Source organism: Streptomyces cahuitamycinicus (assembly GCF_002891435.1).
Taxonomy (GTDB): Bacteria; Actinomycetota; Actinomycetes; order Streptomycetales; family Streptomycetaceae; genus Streptomyces; species Streptomyces cahuitamycinicus.
Genome location: NZ_POUC01000141.1, coordinates 1 through 17,919, shown reverse-complemented (window position 1 = coordinate 17,919; position 17,919 = coordinate 1). Strand labels below are relative to the sequence as shown.

Genomic DNA, 17,919 nt, shown 5'->3' with positions numbered 1-17,919 from the left:
GAGTTTGTCGGCAGCGTCAGATGTGTATAAGAAACAGGGGGTACCCCGCGGCACATGACCGGCATCGAACTCAGCAGCAACGCGTTCAACGACCACTCCTTCATCGCGCGCCGGCACGCGTACGAGGGACCGAACGTCTCTCCGCCGCTGACCTGGAGCGGTGTGCCGGACGACGCGGCCGAACTGGTCCTGCTGTGCGAGGATCCCGACGCCCCGTCGGGCACCTTCGCGCACTGGGTCGTGGTCGGCATCGACCCGCACAGTGACGGCGTCGAGGCCGGGCAGAGCCCACCGGGCGGCACGGAACTCGTCAACGGCTACGGGCAGCACGGCTGGGGCGGCCCCCATCCGCCACCGGGGGACGACGCCCACCACTACTTCTTCCGGCTCTACGCCCTGTCCGAGCCGTGCGTCCTGCCCGACGCGCCGCGCGCGGACCAGGTGCACGAGGAGGTCGAGAAACACCGCCTCGCGGACGGGACGCTGGTGGGGCTGTACCAGCGCTGAGCCTTCACCCCGCCTCGCCCGCACTACAACGGTTGGTTGTGGAAGGGGGCTGGACGGTTGTTTGCCCGGCCTGCGTGCTTCTCGCTTGGATGACTCCCGGACAACACCGGGTTGTCCGGGAGAGCGGGGAGTGCGCCGGGTATGGCGGGCAGACGGTCGCTGGGGCGGCGGTTCGGGTGGCTGTGGGGTGCGTACGCGGTCAGTACGGCCGGCACATGGCTCGCGTTCGACGCGTTCGCCCTGATCGCGGTCCTGGCCCTGGACGCCGGGCCGGCGCAGGTGTCGCTGCTGGCCGCGGTCGGACCGGCGGTCGGCGCGGCGGTGTCGGTGCCCCTCGGGCCGTGGGTGGAAGTCCGGCGCAAACGGCCGGTGATGATGGCGACGGACCTGGTCCGGTGCGTGGTGCTGCTGAGCATCCCCGTGGCGTTCGCGCTCGGCCGGCTGAGCTTCGGCCAGTTGCTGCTGGTGTCGGTGGCCGTCGCGGCGGCCGACATCACCTTCGGCGCGGCGGCCGGGGCGTTCCTGAAGGACCTCCTGCCGCGGCAGGACCTGCTCGTGGCGAACGGACGGTTCGAGGCGACGACCTGGACCGCCAGCATGGTCGGTCCGCCGCTGGGCGGGGCCGCGATCGGCCTGTTCGGTCCGGTGACGACGGTGGTGGCCGACGCGGTGAGTTATCTGCTCTCGGCTGCCGGCATCCGGGCGATCGGCGACGCCGAGCAGCGCCCGGCACGACCGGAACCCGCGGTGACCCGGGCCCGCGACCTGCTGGAGGGCTGGCGCCACATCCTGGCCGATCCGGCACTGCGCCCGCTGTTCTTCAACACGCTCCTGGTCAACTCCCTGATCATGGCGGCGTCTCCGCCGCTGCTGATCCTGATGGTCGACGACCTGCACTTCGCTCCCTGGCAGTACGCCCTTGCCTTCGCGCTGCCCTGCACCGGCGGCCTGCTCGGCTCCCGACTGGCCCCACGCCTCGTCGCCCGCCACGGCCGGCACCGGGTCCTGGTCACGGCGGGGGCGCTGCGGGCCTGCTGGCCGATCGGCCTGGTCTTCACCGGCCCCGGCACGCCCGGCCTGGCCCTGGTCATGGTGGTCGAGTTCGGCCTGATCACCTGCTGCGCGGTCTACAACCCGGTCCTCGCCACACACCGCCTCGACCGCACCCCCACGGGCCGGGTCACCCGCACCCTGTCCGCCTGGTCGGCCACCGGCAAGGCCACCACCGCGACGATGACCGCACTGTGGGGCGTACTGGCCGCCATGACCGGCCCCCGCACGGCCATCGCGCTGGCCGGAGCCCTGCTCCTCGTCACGCCGCTGCTGCTCCCCCGCCGGGACCACGCCACGGAGACCGGCGGTGAACCGGCCTCCGTGGCAGTGCGATCGGACGGTGGCTGACCGGATCCGGGGGCCGGGTCAGACCGCCCCGGGTGCCGGGTGACCGCCCCGTGGGGTGGGTCAGACCGCCCCGGGCACGTCCTCGGTGACCCCGTTCAACTCGGAGGCCGGGTCCGTCCCGTATGGGCGGGTGAGAATCTCCAGGCCGTGGCCCGCCGGGTCGAGGAAGTAGACGCCCCGGCCGCCGTCGTTGCGGTTGATGCGGCGGGGGTGGTTGCCGTGCGGGTCGGCCTGGATGGGGACGCGGGCCTTGACGAGACGGTCCAGCGCGTCGTCGAACTCGTCCTCGGAGACGAGGAACGCGTAGTGCTGCAGGGGGATGTCGGCGTCGATGGTGAGGAAGTCCAGCGTGACGCCGTTGGCGGTCGTCACGGGCAGGAACACGCCGGTCGGTGCCCCGACCTCCAGTCCCAGGATCTCCGCGAGGAAGTGAGCGGACTTCTCCCCGTCACGGGACAGGACGATGGTGTGATTGAACTCGACTGACACGGTTGAATGCCTCCACGGGCATCTCCGCGGCGCCTCCATGCCTCACCCGGACGGTGACCGGCACGCGATGCCGCGCGGTGGATCGTAGACAGGGCCCGCCGCGGTCGTCGAGCGGTTTTCGGCCGTATTCGAGGCCGGGACGGCCCCGCCCGCCCCTGGTGTCGCAGCCGGTCCTGACAGTTGTCAGGACCGTGTGGCCCGTGCTCCCCCTACGGTTCTGGAGACCATTCACCTTCGTCCTTCGGGGGACAGACACATGCAGCGACTGATCAGCCGTGCGGCCATGGGCCTCGCCGTGACCGCGCTCGCCGTCGGCGGCCTCGCGACCTCGGCGCAGGCGGCCCCGGCCGCCACGGCCGGCAACGGCGACCCGACCCTCACCGACGTCTACATCTGGGCCATCGACGTCAACCTGCGTCAGCAGCCGACCACCGCGTCGCCGCGGCTCGCGGTCCGTTCGCAGTGGTGGGGGGACGCCCTCTGCCAGAAGCAGGGCCAGACCGTGCACGACCCGGCCGTGGGCACCAACAACTGGTGGACCGCCGTCATGGAGTTCTCGGGCAGCGACATCGCCTGGCTGAACAACCTGTACATCCGCGGCGGCCAGAAGATCGCGGGAGTCCCGGACTGCTGACGCACCGTCGCCTGAACGCGCCTGCGGCGGACCACCGCGAGATCGGTGGTCCGCCGCGGGCGTGTGGCGTGCCGGGGTCAGTACCAGGCGGTGTTCACCAGGTCGTGGCCGTCGCACGAGAGCAGGGCGCGCGAGACCCGGCCGTTGAGGTTGTTACCCATCTGCGTGTAGGCGTAGTTGATGCCGGAGTCCACGGTCTCGGAGACCCAGCCGTCGTTCCGGCCCGTGCTGTTGTTGGAACGCTGCAGTACGGCCGCACAGCCGGGCCGGGAGTTCTCGATCCGGGCGAACGAGCCGCACTTGTCGGAGTAGAAGTACTTCAGGGCCATGCCCTCGGCGTGCTTGGTGGGCCCGATCTGCCGGAACGTACCCGAGCAGAACGAGGTGGTGGGGTACTGCCCCTCCATGCCGTAGAGGCCGTAGTTGCCGCCCGAGAACGCCTGGGCCTGGGCGGCGGTCGGAAGGAGTGCCATCGCCGCGGCGGTGCCCCCGGCGGCCAGCAGTGTCGTGAGTGATCGGCGGCTCATGAGCCCTCTTTCGTTTCGTTGCCGTGGGGTGGTCAGGTCGAGCACGGCGGCCGGCCCCCCGGGCCGGCCGTCGCTCGCTGCCGTGACCGTACGGGGCGTCACCGCACCGCCGACACCTGACACCTATCAGGGTCGAAGCCTCAGGTCACCCGCTCGGCCGCAGCCCTGACATCCGTCAGGAGCGCCCGCTCCGACAGGGCTCCTATCGTGGCGCCGCGGGCCGAGGTCCCGCCGGACAACCGGGCGATCCAGGAAGGGCAACCATGCGCATGCTCCTGCGCGGCGCCGCCGCGCTCGCGGCCGTCGTCACGGTCGCGTCACTCACGAGCGGTGCCGCGGCACAGCCCCTGACGGAAAGGGCGGCCGGGACCGTCCAGAGCTCAGCAGCCGCCCGGATCCCGCCCGGTGTCACCGCCGGCGTCGCCGTCTTCGACCGCCAGACCGGCACGTTCACCGAACGTGTCGACGACAGCGCGCGGTTCCGGTCCGCGTCGGTCGTCAAACTCCTGCTGGCGCTGGACTTCCTGTGGAATCGCGGGCCCGACTACGTCATCCCCGCGGCCGACCGCGCCCGGCTCGAGCCCATGCTGCGCGGCAGCGACGACGACGCCGCGAACCACTACTGGTCGACGTACGGCGGCCCGGCGATCATCAAGCGGATGCTCGACCGGCCCGAGGTCGGTCTGCGCGACACGGCGGCACCGCCCACCGAGTACGCGGGCTTCTGGGGCTACACGGCCATGTCCGCCCGGGACACGGTGGCCGTCTACCGGTACATCCTGGAGAAGGCACCCGCGCCCGTTCGCACCTTCATCATGGACAACCTGCGCCGCTCCACCCGTTGCTCCGCCACCGACCACTTCGATCAGCACTTCGGTGTCGCGGGGTCGTTCGACCGGCCCTGGGCGGTGAAGCAGGGCTGGTCCGGGAAGTACGCGAAGGGCACGTGCGGATCCCAGGCGACCCCCTCGGCGACGACCGCGCAGTCAGCCGCCGCTCCCGGCGCCGCCGCCGTGGACCTCATCCGCCCCGCACTGCACACCACCGGCACGGTGGGCGCGGACGACCGCACGATCGTGGCCGTGCTGACCCTGCACGCGGCGGGCACGTCGTACGGCAAGGCGTACACCGACATCGGCCGGCTGACCCGCTCGCTGAACGTGCCGGGCGGGGTACGGCCCTCCGGTACCTGGTTCGGCACCTGGGGAGAGCTCGTCAACGTCCGCAAGGGACCTGCCACGGGCGACGAGCGGATCACCCGGCTCCCCGCCGGGGTCGAGGTGCTGGTGGGCTGCCAGACCCGGGGCGAGGTGGTCAGCGTGCCGCCCTACACCAACGACTGGTGGGCCTATCTGCCCCAGTACGGGGGCTACATCTCCAACATCTACATCAGCTCGCCGGACAACCGGCTGCCGAACGTCCCGGAGTGCGGCTCGCCGCGGCCGTGACGGGAACGGGGGACGAGCGGTGGGTGGGGCTGCGGCCCCGCCCACCGCTCGCGTCGGTACGTCTCAGCCCTCGTACTCGGCGAGGTAGCGCAGCACCTTGTCCACGTGCGGCCGCACCCGCTCCGGCACGCCGCGCTCCTCGATGACCGTGCGGTCACTGGTGCGGTAGCCGGCCGCGACGAGCGCGGGAAGGTCCTTCTTCGGCAGACCCTCCTGCTTGAAACGCTGGTCGAGCCAGCACACGTACAGACTCATGGTGGAGATCGCGTCCGGCGGTGACATGTGGTCCTTGTCGCCGTCACCGTCCCCGTCGATCGCCCAGGCCCGGAACACCGACGGCGTCCACATGGCGATGCCGTACTCCTCGCTCTCCGGGCGGGAGGCCTTGGCGTCGAAGTTGCTCTCCGCCTTGATCAGCGCGGCGAGCAGGGCGGGCGTGATCTCCTCGTCGGTGCAGCGGTGGGCCGCGCGGGCGATGACGGGGCGCAGCGCCCGGGGTACGTCGGAGTTCTCAGGGATCTCACCGGCCGGCGGGCTGGGCGTGCCGGCGGCCGTGGGGGTGCCGCGGTCGCGTTCGTCGTCCCGGGTGAGGCCCCCTTCGCCTCCGCCGAGCAGGGCCGCCCCGGCCACCGCGGCGGCCGTCAGGACGACGAGCCCGGCCGCGACGGCGGGCACCCGTCTTCGGCGGCGGTGCGGACCGGCGGTGGCGGCCTCGACGCGGGCGGCGACGCTGCCGGCCGTGTGCGGCAGACGGGCGGCGTGGTCCGGGGCCAGGCAGTCGGCGATCAGCCGGCGCATGTCCTCGTCGAGGCCGGCGTCGAGCCGCAGGGGCGCGGTGCCGCGTGCGTAGGCCTGGGCGGCGAGCGAGCGGGCCCGGGCCGTCGCCCCCGGGAAGGGGTGGAGCCCGCCGGTGAGGACCTGGTGGGCGAGGACGCCGAAGGCCCAGATGTCGGCGGTGGGCCGGACGACGGCGCCCTGGGTGCCGGTGCGCTGGGACCACCACTCGGGCGGCAGGTGGTCGAGGGTGCCGAGCGGCGGCAGGTGGGCGTGGGTGCCGTCGAGTTCGGTGGCCAGGCCGAAGTCGGCCAGCCACACCCGGCCGCCCGGGCCCAGCAGCACGTTGGCGGGTTTGAGGTCGCCGTGCACCCATCCGGCGTCGTGCATGTGGGCCAGTCCGGCGGCGACTCCGCGCAGCACGCGGCCGGCGTCGGCGATCGGCCCGCCCGTCCCGGCGGCGTCCAGTACGTCCTTCAGGCTGGCCTCGGCCCGGTCCATGACCAGCGCGATCGCGCCGTCCAGGGCGGGCAGTCCCGGTGCCTCGACGGTGCACACGGCGTGGGTGCGGACGAGGTGGGGATGGTCGGCCTCCGCGCTGAACCGGACCTCGCGCGCCACGAGTTCACCGAGCGCCGCACGCTGCCCGGGCCCCAGGGCGCCGGTCGGAAGCACCTTCACCGCGACGGGCGTGCCGTCGGCGACCGTTCGGGCCTCGTACACGGTCCCCCAGCCGCCGGAGCCGATGACCGCGCCCACTTCCCAGCCCTCGATGCGGAAGCCCTCCGGGAGCCCGGGCGGGCGGGGCGCTTCCAGCTCGTCGTCCCGTTCCTCGGGCGTCGTCATGCCCGGGCCTCCTGCGAGTCGAAGGGGCGGCCCGCGCCGCGCGGCGGCAGCAGGCCGAGGTGCTCCTCGCCGACGAGACCGAAGCGCAGGGCGACGGAGGCGAGCCGGGTGCGCTTGGCGCCGGTGCGGCCGCCGTCGGCCGCCGTCGTGGCTTCCTCGCCGAGGTCCAGGCGCAGCTTGGCGAAGGCCAGGTAGTCGATGTGGTAGTTGACCGCGGAGCGGGTCAGGTCCCGGCAGGACTCCAGGGGCCGCAGCCGCTCCACGATCTGGCCGACGCCGGGCAGCGCCGAGTCGGAGGGGTCGCGCAGGCGGGGTTCGCACAGGGCGACCAGGACGAGGAAGTACTTCGACGTCGGGTCCAGGGCGAAGGGGTGGACGGTCTGTTCGCCGCCGCCCGGCACGGACTGCTCGCCGAGATAGGCGTGCTGGGGTGCGAACACCTTGAACGTGGCGGTGCCGGACAGGGCGGGCAGCACCACGCGGGAGAACTCGAAGGGCACGGGCGCCCCGAGCCGCCCGGGTGCGACGGTGAGGTACTCGCCCGCCCCCTCCAGGTTCTCCACCACGTACGACACGCTCCGGCTGAAGTTGGACAGCCTCCAGTAGTCACCCGCTGCTTCCAGTTGCCCGGCCCGGCGGGAGATCCCGGGGTCGGTGAGCACGATGCGCACTCCCGTCCCGCCGCGTCCGAAGTCCGCGATGTCCCCCGGTCCCAGGTGGATCAGTTCGGGACTGCCCGTCTCCCGCGCACCCCACTGTGTGGGACCGGGCAACTGCACGATGATCGTTTCCACGCGGACTCCCCCGCTGATGTCGCCCCCGATTTGGTCGCGAGGATTGTACGGTCGGCCTCCGCCTGCCGCGCAGCAGGCCGGGCCGCCTCAGGGGCGTTTCCCGGCGGTGCGCGACGAGTTCGGAGACGGTCGTACGGGGCCTCGCGGTTCCGGTTCGGCGGGGCGGTCGCGCGCGGCCACCGGTTATCGGCGGCCGCGTGCTCTCAGCCGAGGCAGATGACGAGCAGGCAGAGCTCCTTGGGCTTGGTGTCGGAGGGAGACGTCTCGGGCGGAGCGGTAGCCGCGGGCGGGGGTGTCGAGGGGGACTGCGGCTGCTGCGCGTCCGAGCCCCCGGACCCGGCGGCCGGCTCCGTCGTCGGCTCGGTGGCCGCGGACGCGGCGGAACCGGCGTCGCCGGTGGCCGTGTCGACGGTGTCCGTGACGGTCTTGCGCCGGGGCGGGGTCGTCAGCGGCAGTTCGCGGGGCGTGGCCACCGCGTCCGTCCGCGGGCCGGCCGGCGTGGTGCGGGGGTCGGCGGCCCGGGACTGCTGGTGGCGCGACGCCCGGTCGGCGCCGGACGGCGTGGTGGGGGCGGACTCGGAGCGCGGGGTTTCGGCCTGCTTCGACGTCGGTTCGGTGTACGTCGGCGCCTCGCCCACGGAGCCGCCCATGGTCGTGTCCTGCGGCGTCGTGGCCGCCTGCACGCCGGGCTTCGCGTTCCCCTTCATCGCGGCGACGGTCAGACCGCCTCCGACGAGCGCGACCGCCGTCGCGACCACGGCCCGGCGCTGGTTCTTCTTCCAGCGGGCCATCTGGCGACGCCGGGCCGCCCGCCCCTGCGGCCGGGCCTCGAAACCCTCGGCCGAGTCGGTGTCGGTGTCCGGGGGGGCGTACGCCTCGGACGAGCCGGAGCCGGGGTCCTCCTGAGAACGCGCGGGGATCTCGTCCCAGACGGTGCCGTCGTGCCAGGTGCCGGTGGCGGCCGGGTACTCCCAGGCGGCCGGTGCGCCCGGGGCCGTGGCGGGCGCGAGGGCCAGGCCCGGCCGGCCGTCGACGGCACCGGGGTCGATGTCCGGGGCGTAGGCGCCGCACCCCGGGCAGACCAGGGCGCCGTTGAGGTGGCGACGGCACGACGAGCAGTAGTCCATGTGTGCTTTTCCCGATCTGGCTGTTCCGGCGGCTCGCCGGCCGCGACCTGGTCACGTTCGCACGTGGGATCGAGCCGTAACGCTAACGAGACTTTGGAAGGGTGGTGTGCAGTCTGTGTGACACCCCTGCACAGATCCTCTGGATCTCACGTGTGCCACAAGTGACTCGCGAGTAAAAGGGACGAAGCCTGGGAACGCTGTGGCACCCGCGGTCACCCCCAGCGCCCTCCGCTCGCACCCGACCTCAACTCCCCCAATTTTTCTGCGAACTGACGCACAACCCTTTGCACGCCCGGCGGGTCACACCATGCAGGAGCAACCACCTCGAAGAGTTGCAAGGGGGAAATATGCGATTCACCCGTTCCGTCCTGGCCGCGTCCGCCGTGGCGGCCCTGTCCGTGGGGACCATGACCGCCCTGGCGTCGCCGGCCTCGGCCGCGCCCAACACCACACCGCAGAAGGTCTGCGGGAGCGGCTACAAGACGGTCAACTCGGCGACCGTCGGCTCGTTGGGGACCGTCTACCTGACCTACAACGCCTCCAACGGCCAGAACTGCGTCGCGACCATCCGCAACAACCCGGGCAAGGCCGTGAACATGTCGGCCTGGATCTATGTCCCGGACACCGAGGAGAGCCACTACGACGAGGGCCTGTTCACGTCGTACGCCGGACCGACGTACGCCTACGGCAAGGGCCACTGCGTCGACTGGGGCGGCAGCATCGCCAACACGTACGTGCAGGTGTACGGCTCCAACTGCGGTTCCCTGAAGGAACACCGGGTCACCTTCACCCGCTGAGCCCCCTCCAGCCGGGCCATCACCGTCCCCTGACGCGCACGTCACGGAGGACCGTGGTGGCCCGGTCTCCTTCCCGGCAGCCGCTTCTTCGGCAATCCGCTGTTCGCAGCCCGCCCGGGCGGGGCCGCGTCGGGAGGGACACCGCCGCCGGGTGATGCGTCATCAAGCCAAAGTCGCGCCGGTCACCTTCCGGGATCGTCACCTCACCCTTATCGTCGTGCGCCCGTGTTACCGACGGTAAGGGGAAGCGATGAGCGGCACCACGCGCAGAAGATTCCTGGGCACTGCCGCGGCTGCCGGCGGGGTCGCCCTCGGAACGACTCAGCGGGCTTCGGCCGGGAACGGCTCGGCGGCACAGACCGTGGCCGTACTGGGCGGCGGCGTCGCCGGGCTCACGGCCGCGCACGAACTCGCCGAGCGCGGCTTCGGGGTGACGGTCTACGAACGCAAGGCACTGGGCGGCAAGGCCCGCAGCATGGACGTACCCGGCAGCGGCACGGGCGGCCGCCGCCCCCTGCCGGGGGAGCACGGCTTCCGCTTCATCCCCGGCATCTACCACAACCTGCCCGACACCATGCGGCGCATCCCGTTCCCCGGCAATCCGGGCGGTGTCCACGACAACCTCGTCGCCCCCAAGGAAATGCTCTTCGCCCGGTCGGGCGGCCGGGAGGACATCCGGATCCCGCTCCCCTGGCCCGGCGACACCCCGGCCGAACTCACCCCCGACGAGATCCGCCGCGCCTTCACCTCGGTCCTGGACACGGCCTTCAACCTCCCCCTCCACGAGGCCCTCTACTTCGCAAACCGCTTCCTGGTCTTCCTCACCAGCTGCGACGAGCGCCGCGACGACGTATGGGAGAGGACGCCGTGGTGGGACTTCGTACGGGCCGGACGGATGTCCTACGACTACCAGCGGATACTCGCCGTCGGCATCACCCGCAACATCGTGGCCACCAAGGCGGAGGAGGCCAGCACCCGTACGGTCGCCACCCTGCTGGAGGCCTTCGCCTTCAACCTCCTCGGGCGCGGCGCGGACGGACCACTGGACCGGATCCTCAACGCCCCCACCAACGAGGCCTGGATCGACCCCTGGGTGACGTACCTGGGATCACTGGGGGTCGAGTTCCGCGTCGGCTGGACCGTACGGGACCTGGCCCTGGACGGGGGTGTGATCGCCGGGGCTGTTGTGGAGGACCCCCGAGGCGCGCGCCGTACTGTCACCGCCGATCACTACATCTCGGCGATGCCGGTCGAGCACGCCCGCCGCACATGGAACTCCGCCGTGCGCGCCGCAGACCCCCAACTGGCCGAGTGTGACCGGCTGGAGACGGACTGGATGACCGGCATCCAGTTCTATCTGACCGAACGCACGCCGATCCTGCACGGCCACCTCGACCTCATCGACTCCCCGTGGTCGCTGACCGCGATCGCCCAGGCCCAGCACTGGCCGGGCCACGACTTCCCGGCCGACTTCGGCGACGGGACGGTCGCGGACTGTCTGTCCGTGGACGTCTCCGAGTGGGACCGTCCGGGCATCCTGTACGGCAGGACGGCCAAGCAGTGCACCCGTACCGAAGTGGCCCGCGAGGTGTGGGCGCAGCTGAAGGCGGCGCTCAACGACAGCGGCCGTACGGTCCTCAAGGACTCCGTGCTGCACTCCTGGTTCCTCGATCCGGCCGTGGACGGACTCGGCACCCCGCACCCTGTCAACGAGGAGCAACTGCTCATCCATCCGGTGGGGACCTTCCACCACCGCCCGCGGTCGGCCACGAGGATCCCCAACCTCTCCCTGGCCGGCGACTACGTGGCCGTGCCCATCGATCTCGCGACCATGGAGGGCGCCAACTCCTCGGCCCGGCAGGCCGTCAACGCCCTGCTGGAACAGACCGGCTCGACCGCCGAGCGGTGCACCGTGACCCCCTTGTACCGGGCCCCCGAGCTGGAGGCACTCAAGCGGCACGACCGCACCCGGTACCGCCTCCGCCTGCCGAATGTCTTCGACGTCGGCTGAGTCCCGCTTCCCCGAGCTGGGCGAGGCCTGGAAGCACAGCGGCGCGGAGAGCCACCCCGCGGTCGCAGGCACCCTGCGCGCCCTCACCGAGCAAGGCCGACTGGCGAGCTGCACATGGTCGGTTCTGCGGGGTCCGGCGCGCGGTGGCCGCACGCACGCCGTGCCCCGGTGGCGGTCAGACGGTCATCCGATCGATCGGCCGGCCGGCGCCGCGGGAGCGGGTCAGTGCCCGGCGGCCGAGGAGCGCGGCGCCCAGCCCCAGCGGGAGGGCGACGATGGCGCCGACGAGCCCGTTGCCGGTGCCGGGACCGCCGCTGGAGGTGGCCAGGTGCAGCACCGCGAGGGCCGTGCCGGCCAGACCCACCGCGATGGCCCACATCCCGCCGGTGCGCGCGTTGCCGATGCTGATCCGGCCGCCGGCGCGGGCCAGGGCCAGCCAGCCGACAGCCAGGCCGAGCAGCCCTACCGCCAGAGCCAGGTTGGCCCCGGTCCGTCCGTCGCCGATGATCCCGCCCTCGGCGGCCACCATCAGCACTGCTGAAGCACTCATGCCGCTCTCCTCCTTCTCCGTCGCTGACTGCGAGGTTCGATGCGTCTTTCGATGCGTCTTGAGCATGCGCGCCGGGCCCGTGCCGATCGTCCAGCGGACGCGGGCACTTTCGTCTGCCGCATCCGCGGCATCCGGATACCGCGGATGCGGCAGGCGGCGCGCCGGTACCGCATACGCGGTAGCCGATCGCTCGTCCAGGAGCCGGACTCGCCCACGACCGCACCCGGTTACCGTGCACCCATGGACACAGGACGGTTCGTTCTCCCGGCCCCGGTCACCGACTGGGCGGTAGCGGTCGGCGTGGCGACGCTGCTGTTGGGCACCGGGCTGTCCGGGCAACTCCCGGCCGGGAGCCGCGGGTTGCTCGGCTGCGTGCTGCTGGCGGCCGGCGGGCTGGCGCTGGCCGCGCGCCGCCGGGCACCGCTCGTGGTCCTGGCCGTCACCGGGCTGGCCGCGGTGGGCTGCCTGGCGGCCGGGTTCGAGGTGCTCGCCGTCTCCTACCTGGTCGCCGTCTACGGCGCGGTACGTGCCGGACACCGCGCCGTCGCGGTGGTCGCGTCCGTGGGCCTGGTGGCCGTGCTCCACCTCACCGCCCTGGTCTTCCACGACGGGCCCGCGCGCGAGGTCGTGGCGCAGGCCCGCAACACCCTGGAGATCGCCTGGCTGATCGCCGCCTTCGCCGCGGGGGAGGCGGTGCGGCAGGCCGAACGGCGGGCGGACGAGGCCGAGCGCACCCGCGAGGAGGCCGCCAGGCACCGGGCCGACGAGGAGCGGCTGCGCATCGCGCGGGAGCTGCACGACTCGCTCACCCACCAGATCTCGGTCATCAAGGTGCAGTCCGAGGTCGCCGTCCATGTGGCCCGGCGCCGCGGCGAGCGGGTGCCAGAGGCCCTGCTGGCGATCCAGGAAGCCGGCCGGGAGGCGAGCCGGGAACTGCGCGCGACCCTTGAGGCGCTGCGCGACGACGACACCACCCCGCCGCACGGACTCGACCACATCTCGAACCTGGTGAAGGGGTTTCGGACAACCGGCCTCGAGACGACGCTGACGACCGAAGGACATCCGCACGCCGTGCCGGCCGCAGTGGGCCGTACCGCTTACCGGATCGTTCAGGAGTCGCTCACCAACGTCGCCCGGCACGCCGCCGCGACCACTGCCTCGGTGCTCATCGAATACCGGCCGGACGCCCTCGCCATCCGGGTCGACGACAACGGAAAGGCCACCCCGCTCCCCGCGCCGACGCCCGGCCTCGGGCTGCTCGGCATGCGCGAACGCGTCACGGCCCTGGGCGGCCGATTGCGCACCGGGCCGCGCAGCGCCGGCGGCTTCACCGTCCAGGCCGAACTCCCCACGAACGGAGCGTCGTGATCCGGGTCCTGCTGGTCGACGACCAGCCGCTCATCCGCAGCGGCTTCCGCGCGCTGCTCGACCTCGAAGACGACATCGAGGTCGTGGCCGAGGCCGCCGACGGACGAGAGGGCCTGGCGCTCATCAAGGAGCAGCTGCCCGACGTCGTGCTCATCGACATCCAGATGCCCGTCATGGACGGGATCGAAGCGACCCGGCGCATCGCCGCGGACCCGGCCCTGGCCGGCGTACACGTCGTCGTGCTGACCAATTACGGCATGGACGAGTACGTCTTCGACGCGCTGCGCGCCGGCGCCGCCGGGTTCCTCGTCAAGGACATCGTGCCGGAGGACTTCCTGCACGCCGTACGTGTCGCCGCCCGCGGCGACGCCCTGCTCGCGCCCGCGATCACCCGCAAGCTCATCGACCGGTACGTCACCCAGCCGCCCCTCATCCGCGCCGGCAGCGGGCTGGAGGGGCTGACCAGCCGGGAACGCGAGGCCGTCGCCCTGGCCGCACAGGGCCTGTCCAACGACGAGATCGCCGACCGCCTGGTCATCAGCCCGTTGACCGCCAAGACCCACATCAACCGGGCCATGGCCAAGCTCCATGCGCGTGATCGCGCCCAGCTCGTGGTCCTTGCCTATCAATCCGGCCTGGTGGCCCCGCGCAACTCCTGAGGGGCGGCTGCGCCCTTCCGCAACTCAGCCGGAACCGCAGGATCAACAGCCGCGTCCGGCGTTTCCTCAGCGGCTGGAGCCGACCGGTTGTGGCTGTCGGGCACCTGCAGAAATGGGCATCGAACGCGATGGTGACGCCGCGCGGCCGCGTGTGATGGTGCCAAGGTGCTCGCTCGACGTCAGGGGTTCGCGGGGTGTCCGGTATGCGGCCCGGCCCCGGGGCCGGGCCGTCCTGCGTCATGTGGTCACAGCAGGGGGAGGCTGTCGCCGCCGAGGAGCTGCCATCCGGAGGCGGGAAGGCCGAGCTGTGAGGTGGTGAACATCTTGCTGCCGGTTGCGGTGGGCCGGGTGGTTCCTCCGGGCAGGACCCACGCGGCGCCGGCGTAGTTGTTCTCGCCGTGCGCGGTGACGGTGAGTTCGGGGCGCCCGTCGCGGTTCACGTCACCGGCCGAGATGGTGGTGCCGAAGTGGTCGCCGCTCTCGCTGCCGCCGGGAACGCCGGTGGTGTCCTGGGTGTAGGAGTAGGCGCCGGAGCCCGGGGTGCCGGTCCGTTTGCCGGGGATGACCGTCACCATGCCGGCGCCGGCGATGGTGCCGAGTTTCTCGCCGGGCGCGCCCACCGTGATGTCGCCGACGCCGTCGCGGTTGAAGTCCGCGACCACGACCGATGCGCCGAACTTGTCGCCCTTTTCCCCGGATCCGGGGACGCCGGTGGTGTCCTGGGAAATCGCGACGGGCGTGGCGTCGGTCGGTATCCCTGCCGAACTGCCGTACCAGATGAGGATGCGCCCGCCGTGCTCTCCGTCGACGCCGCGCTGTCGGGGCTCGTCGGGGTCACCGGCGACGATGTCGCCGTATCCGTCGCCGTTGACGTCGCCGACGGTGGCCACCAGGGCGTCGCCGTGGGTCAGTGGGACGCTCCACTGCGGTTGGTTTTCGGCGTTGACGTGAATCCGGCCGCCGGTGTACCCGCCGGCCCGCCCCGTCACCGCCACCGTGTCGGCGCGCCCGTCGCGGTCGAGGTCGCCGGCGGCGACGGAGCCGAACCACTCGCCGAGTCCCATTCCCGCGGAGGCGGGCCCATTCGATCGGGTGAAGGGGCCCCGGAAGGTCTGGGTGTAGTTCCAGCCTCCGACCGTCACCAGGCTGGTGGACGAGATTCCCTTGCCCGCGGCGGCCACGTCCCGGCCGATGCGGTCGAAGTCCTCGGGGCTGCCGGACGTCGGCAGAGTCCGCCCGGACACCAGGCCCGATCGGCTGCCCCACAGGACCGTGACCATGCCCTTGTCCTCACCCTGGTCGAGGTCCTCGTAGGGCGCGCCGACGACCAGGTCGGTGTATCCGTCCCGGTCGAGGTCGGCAGAGGCGGTGGAGGCACCGAAGTAGTCGCCCCGCTCGGCGCTTCCGGGGACGCCGGGGGAGTTCTGGGTGATCAGGGCGCGGGACTTCGGCGAGAGCCCGGAGGCGGAGCCGTACAGGACGATCACGGCGCCCGCGTCCTCGCGTCCGGCGATGTCGGCGGCGGGCACCCGCAGTACGACGTCGCGGTAGCCGTCGCCATTGAAGTCCGCAGGGACGGTGTCCCCGGCGGCGTGCGCGCTCGGGACCGGCACGCTGCCGAGCAGCCCGGCGAGCACAACAGTGGCGACGGCCCGAGATCTGCCGCCGCCGTCTGTCTTGGTCATCTGAGTCTCTCCCACGTCAGGGCTGCCGTCGACGCACGGACGGCAACTGGAAAATCGTCTAGGCATGGAAAGGTGCGATACAGGTCAGGACAAGGCGACCTGTCCCGTACCCGAGTACTGCCGTCGGCCTTTGGGAGATCAAGTCCGCTCTTCAATCGTCGGTGATGCCGCCGACGAGTGGGGTGCGAGGGCCGGTTGGGCGGGCGAACAACTCTGCGCCTGCCGCCCAGGTACCGCGACGACGCCGGCGGCCAGTCGGCTGCGCGACACGGCGGCTGCGCCAACGTGTTGGTCCCCTCCCGCAAAGCGACCTGTTCTCGCCCAAGTGAGCGTATATTACCAGCGAGTTGACGGTCACCTCCACAGTTCAGCATGGGGGGTAGGACAAGGGTCCGACAGTGGAACGCGCTCCGCCGAGAAGCGCCGCCGGTGGTCCCGACGGAGCGCTGACCGTCCTCCTCGACCTGCCCGTTCAGCCGGCGCCCGCTCGAGTACATCGTCGGTGTGCGCTCTACCGTGGTGGCGGGGTGGGGTCAGCGTGGTCAGTTGTTCAGATGCTGCGGGTGCTGAACGCCCGAGGGTGTTCGGACACGTTCGGCAACCCTTCGTGGGCGTTCAGCCGACGGCTCCTCTACCCTGGCCCTCACAACGGGGAGGAGTCACCTGGTGGCAGAGAGCAATGGCGAGTGAGTACCTGGCCGACACCGACCGCGAGTCGCTGCACAGGCCGGCCGTTGATCACAGGCAGGCGGCCACGCCGGGAACAGCCGGCCCGCCCCGCACGGTTACACCGACCGAGGGACCGGCGCCGCACGAGCGGGGAACACGGAGACCAAGGACGTCGGCCCCACCAGGATCCGGGCCCCGGGATCGCGGTACGCCCGCCGCGCACTCGGACCAGGACGTATTTCTGCAGGAGGACGTTTCATGACTGACCGGCCCTTGACGCTCATGGCCGTACATGCCCACCCCGATGATGAGGCAACCGGAACCGGAGGGGTCCTCGCCCGGTACGCGGCGGAAGGCATCCGCACAGTTCTCGTGACGTGTACCGACGGCGGTTGCGGTGACGGACCGGGCGGTGTCAAGCCGGGTGATCCCGGGCACGATCCGGCGGCGGTCGCCAAGATGCGCCGTCGAGAACTCGAGGCGAGCTGTGACGTCCTGAAGGTCGGCGATCTGGAGATGCTGGATTATGCCGACTCCGGGATGGCGGGCTGGCCGAGCAACGACGCCCCCGGATCCTTCTGGCAGACCCCAGTGCCGGAAGGCGCGGCCAGACTTGCGGAACTCATGCGGCACTACCGACCTGATGTGGTCGTCACCTACGACGAGAACGGCTTCTACGGTCACCCCGACCACATCCAGGCCCACCGCATCACGATGGCGGCGCTGGAAATGACCGCGCTGACACCGAAGGTGTACTGGACCACGATGCCCCGCTCGATGATGCAGCGGTTCGGCGAGATCATGCGCGAGTTCGGTGAGGACATGCCGGAGCCGGATCCTGCCGAGGCCGCCGCGATGGCCGAGATCGGCCTCCCCGACGATGAGATCACCACGTGGGTGGACACCACCGCGTTCAGCGGCCAGAAGTTCGACGCGTTGGCCGCGCACGCCAGCCAGGGCGAGAACATCTTCTTCCTCAGGATGGGCAAGAAGAGGTTCGGCGAGCTGATGGGCATGGAGACCTTCGTACGTGTCCAGGACGCCACCGGCGCGGCCGTACCCGAAACCGATCTCTTCGCCGGACTGCGCTGATCCGCCCAGTCCCACCGGCCGGGCTGGGAAGCCCACCAGCCGCACAACGCGATCGAGCGCGGAGGAGTCCCTCGGCCTCGTCGGACGGGTCGCCGCTTTCATAGCCGTGGCGGGGATCCTGTTCGGATTCTTCTGCTGGTGGACCTGCGGTGGAGACATCCGGCGCTGCCACGACTGACACACCGTCACGGGCCAGGGCCGGCCCGTGTTGCTCGCGACCCCGGTCCTGTGCCGGGCCGGGGTATTGGCCCGGGTTCTTGTGCCCCGGCGCCTTCGGCCTGCACCACCTGCTTTCGCAGCGTGACCGGGGCGCGGCAGCTCAGCCTGGGCCGCCCCGGCCATGCCGGGCGCAGTTCAGAAGAGTCCAGGCCAGCCTCATTCTGTGGCTCGCCTCCGCGCGGCCTCCTGGCGTCGAGTACTCGGACGACGTCGTGTGGTGACTGCCATCCGGGGCTGGCGTTCCCGGCGCCGGGGGGTTCGATGCGGAGTCAGGGCAGGGCGTCGAAGCGAAGAGCGGGCTGCTCGGGCCGCGGCCCGGGCG

At 71.7% G+C, this 17,919-nt stretch carries 16 protein-coding genes; 9 read left to right on the top strand and 7 right to left on the bottom strand.

The window, feature by feature from the left end:
- Positions 1-54 precede the first annotated feature (54 nt).
- Positions 55-507, top strand: a complete 453-nt coding sequence (locus tag C1J00_RS20105; RefSeq protein ID WP_062930586.1) for a YbhB/YbcL family Raf kinase inhibitor-like protein — start codon at positions 55-57, stop codon at positions 505-507.
- 141 nt (positions 508-648) lie between these two features.
- Entirely contained in the window at positions 649-1,908 is a 1,260-nt protein-coding gene (locus C1J00_RS20100) for an MFS transporter (RefSeq protein WP_102910454.1), read from the top strand.
- Between the two features lie 60 nt (positions 1,909-1,968).
- Here the strand turns inward: C1J00_RS20100 and C1J00_RS20095 are convergent, their stop codons facing one another.
- On the bottom strand, positions 1,969-2,397 hold the full coding sequence (locus tag C1J00_RS20095) for a VOC family protein (protein WP_102910453.1): 429 nt from the start codon (positions 2,395-2,397) through the stop codon (positions 1,969-1,971).
- A gap of 256 nt (positions 2,398-2,653) precedes the next feature.
- Between C1J00_RS20095 and C1J00_RS20090 the strand changes: the two genes are divergently transcribed.
- Positions 2,654-3,031, top strand: a complete 378-nt coding sequence (locus tag C1J00_RS20090) for a peptidase M23 (RefSeq protein ID WP_102910452.1) — start codon at positions 2,654-2,656, stop codon at positions 3,029-3,031.
- A gap of 77 nt (positions 3,032-3,108) precedes the next feature.
- Here the strand turns inward: C1J00_RS20090 and C1J00_RS20085 are convergent, their stop codons facing one another.
- Positions 3,109-3,558, bottom strand: coding sequence for a hypothetical protein (locus C1J00_RS20085; protein ID WP_102910451.1), 450 nt, complete (start codon positions 3,556-3,558; stop codon positions 3,109-3,111).
- 263 nt (positions 3,559-3,821) lie between these two features.
- On the opposite strand from C1J00_RS20085, the gene C1J00_RS20080 reads away from it, so the two are divergent.
- Positions 3,822-5,006, top strand: coding sequence for an SH3 domain-containing protein (locus tag C1J00_RS20080; protein WP_102910450.1), 1,185 nt, complete (start codon positions 3,822-3,824; stop codon positions 5,004-5,006).
- 63 nt (positions 5,007-5,069) lie between these two features.
- Here C1J00_RS20080 and C1J00_RS20075 read toward each other — a convergent pair whose 3' ends face one another.
- The 3 genes from C1J00_RS20075 to C1J00_RS20065 all read right to left on the bottom strand — a co-directional run bounded on the left by C1J00_RS20075 (position 5,070) and on the right by C1J00_RS20065 (position 8,547).
- Positions 5,070-6,626, bottom strand: a complete 1,557-nt coding sequence (locus C1J00_RS20075) for a serine/threonine-protein kinase (protein ID WP_102910449.1) — start codon at positions 6,624-6,626, stop codon at positions 5,070-5,072.
- Positions 6,623-7,420 (bottom strand): serine/threonine protein kinase, encoded by a 798-nt coding sequence (locus C1J00_RS20070; RefSeq protein ID WP_102910448.1) that lies wholly within the window; start codon positions 7,418-7,420, stop codon positions 6,623-6,625. Before C1J00_RS20070 ends, C1J00_RS20075 begins: the two co-directional genes overlap by 4 nt.
- Positions 7,421-7,623: 203 nt before the next feature.
- On the bottom strand, positions 7,624-8,547 hold the full coding sequence (locus C1J00_RS20065; RefSeq protein WP_102910447.1) for an SCO2400 family protein: 924 nt from the start codon (positions 8,545-8,547) through the stop codon (positions 7,624-7,626).
- A gap of 347 nt (positions 8,548-8,894) precedes the next feature.
- On the opposite strand from C1J00_RS20065, the gene C1J00_RS20060 reads away from it, so the two are divergent.
- Positions 8,895-9,344 (top strand): spore-associated protein, encoded by a 450-nt coding sequence (locus tag C1J00_RS20060; protein ID WP_102910446.1) that lies wholly within the window; start codon positions 8,895-8,897, stop codon positions 9,342-9,344.
- Between the two features lie 250 nt (positions 9,345-9,594).
- Entirely contained in the window at positions 9,595-11,355 is a 1,761-nt protein-coding gene (locus C1J00_RS20055) for a hydroxysqualene dehydroxylase (RefSeq protein ID WP_102910445.1), read from the top strand.
- Between the two features lie 175 nt (positions 11,356-11,530).
- Here the strand turns inward: C1J00_RS20055 and C1J00_RS20045 are convergent, their stop codons facing one another.
- Entirely contained in the window at positions 11,531-11,905 is a 375-nt protein-coding gene (locus tag C1J00_RS20045) for a DUF6223 family protein (RefSeq protein WP_102910444.1), read from the bottom strand.
- A gap of 240 nt (positions 11,906-12,145) precedes the next feature.
- Here C1J00_RS20045 and C1J00_RS20040 point away from each other — a divergent pair, with 240 nt between their 5' ends.
- Positions 12,146-13,273, top strand: a complete 1,128-nt coding sequence (locus C1J00_RS20040; protein WP_102910443.1) for a sensor histidine kinase — start codon at positions 12,146-12,148, stop codon at positions 13,271-13,273.
- Positions 13,270-13,932: a response regulator gene (locus tag C1J00_RS20035; RefSeq protein WP_102910442.1), complete on the top strand. Its 663-nt coding sequence runs from the start codon at positions 13,270-13,272 to the stop codon at positions 13,930-13,932. Before C1J00_RS20040 ends, C1J00_RS20035 begins: the two co-directional genes overlap by 4 nt.
- Before the next feature lie 245 nt (positions 13,933-14,177).
- Here C1J00_RS20035 and C1J00_RS20030 read toward each other — a convergent pair whose 3' ends face one another.
- Entirely contained in the window at positions 14,178-15,617 is a 1,440-nt protein-coding gene (locus C1J00_RS20030; protein ID WP_102910441.1) for an FG-GAP repeat protein, read from the bottom strand.
- Between the two features lie 927 nt (positions 15,618-16,544).
- Here C1J00_RS20030 and C1J00_RS20025 point away from each other — a divergent pair.
- On the top strand, positions 16,545-17,378 hold the full coding sequence (locus C1J00_RS20025) for a PIG-L family deacetylase (protein WP_102910440.1): 834 nt from the start codon (positions 16,545-16,547) through the stop codon (positions 17,376-17,378).
- The last annotated feature ends 541 nt before the right edge of the window (positions 17,379-17,919 follow it).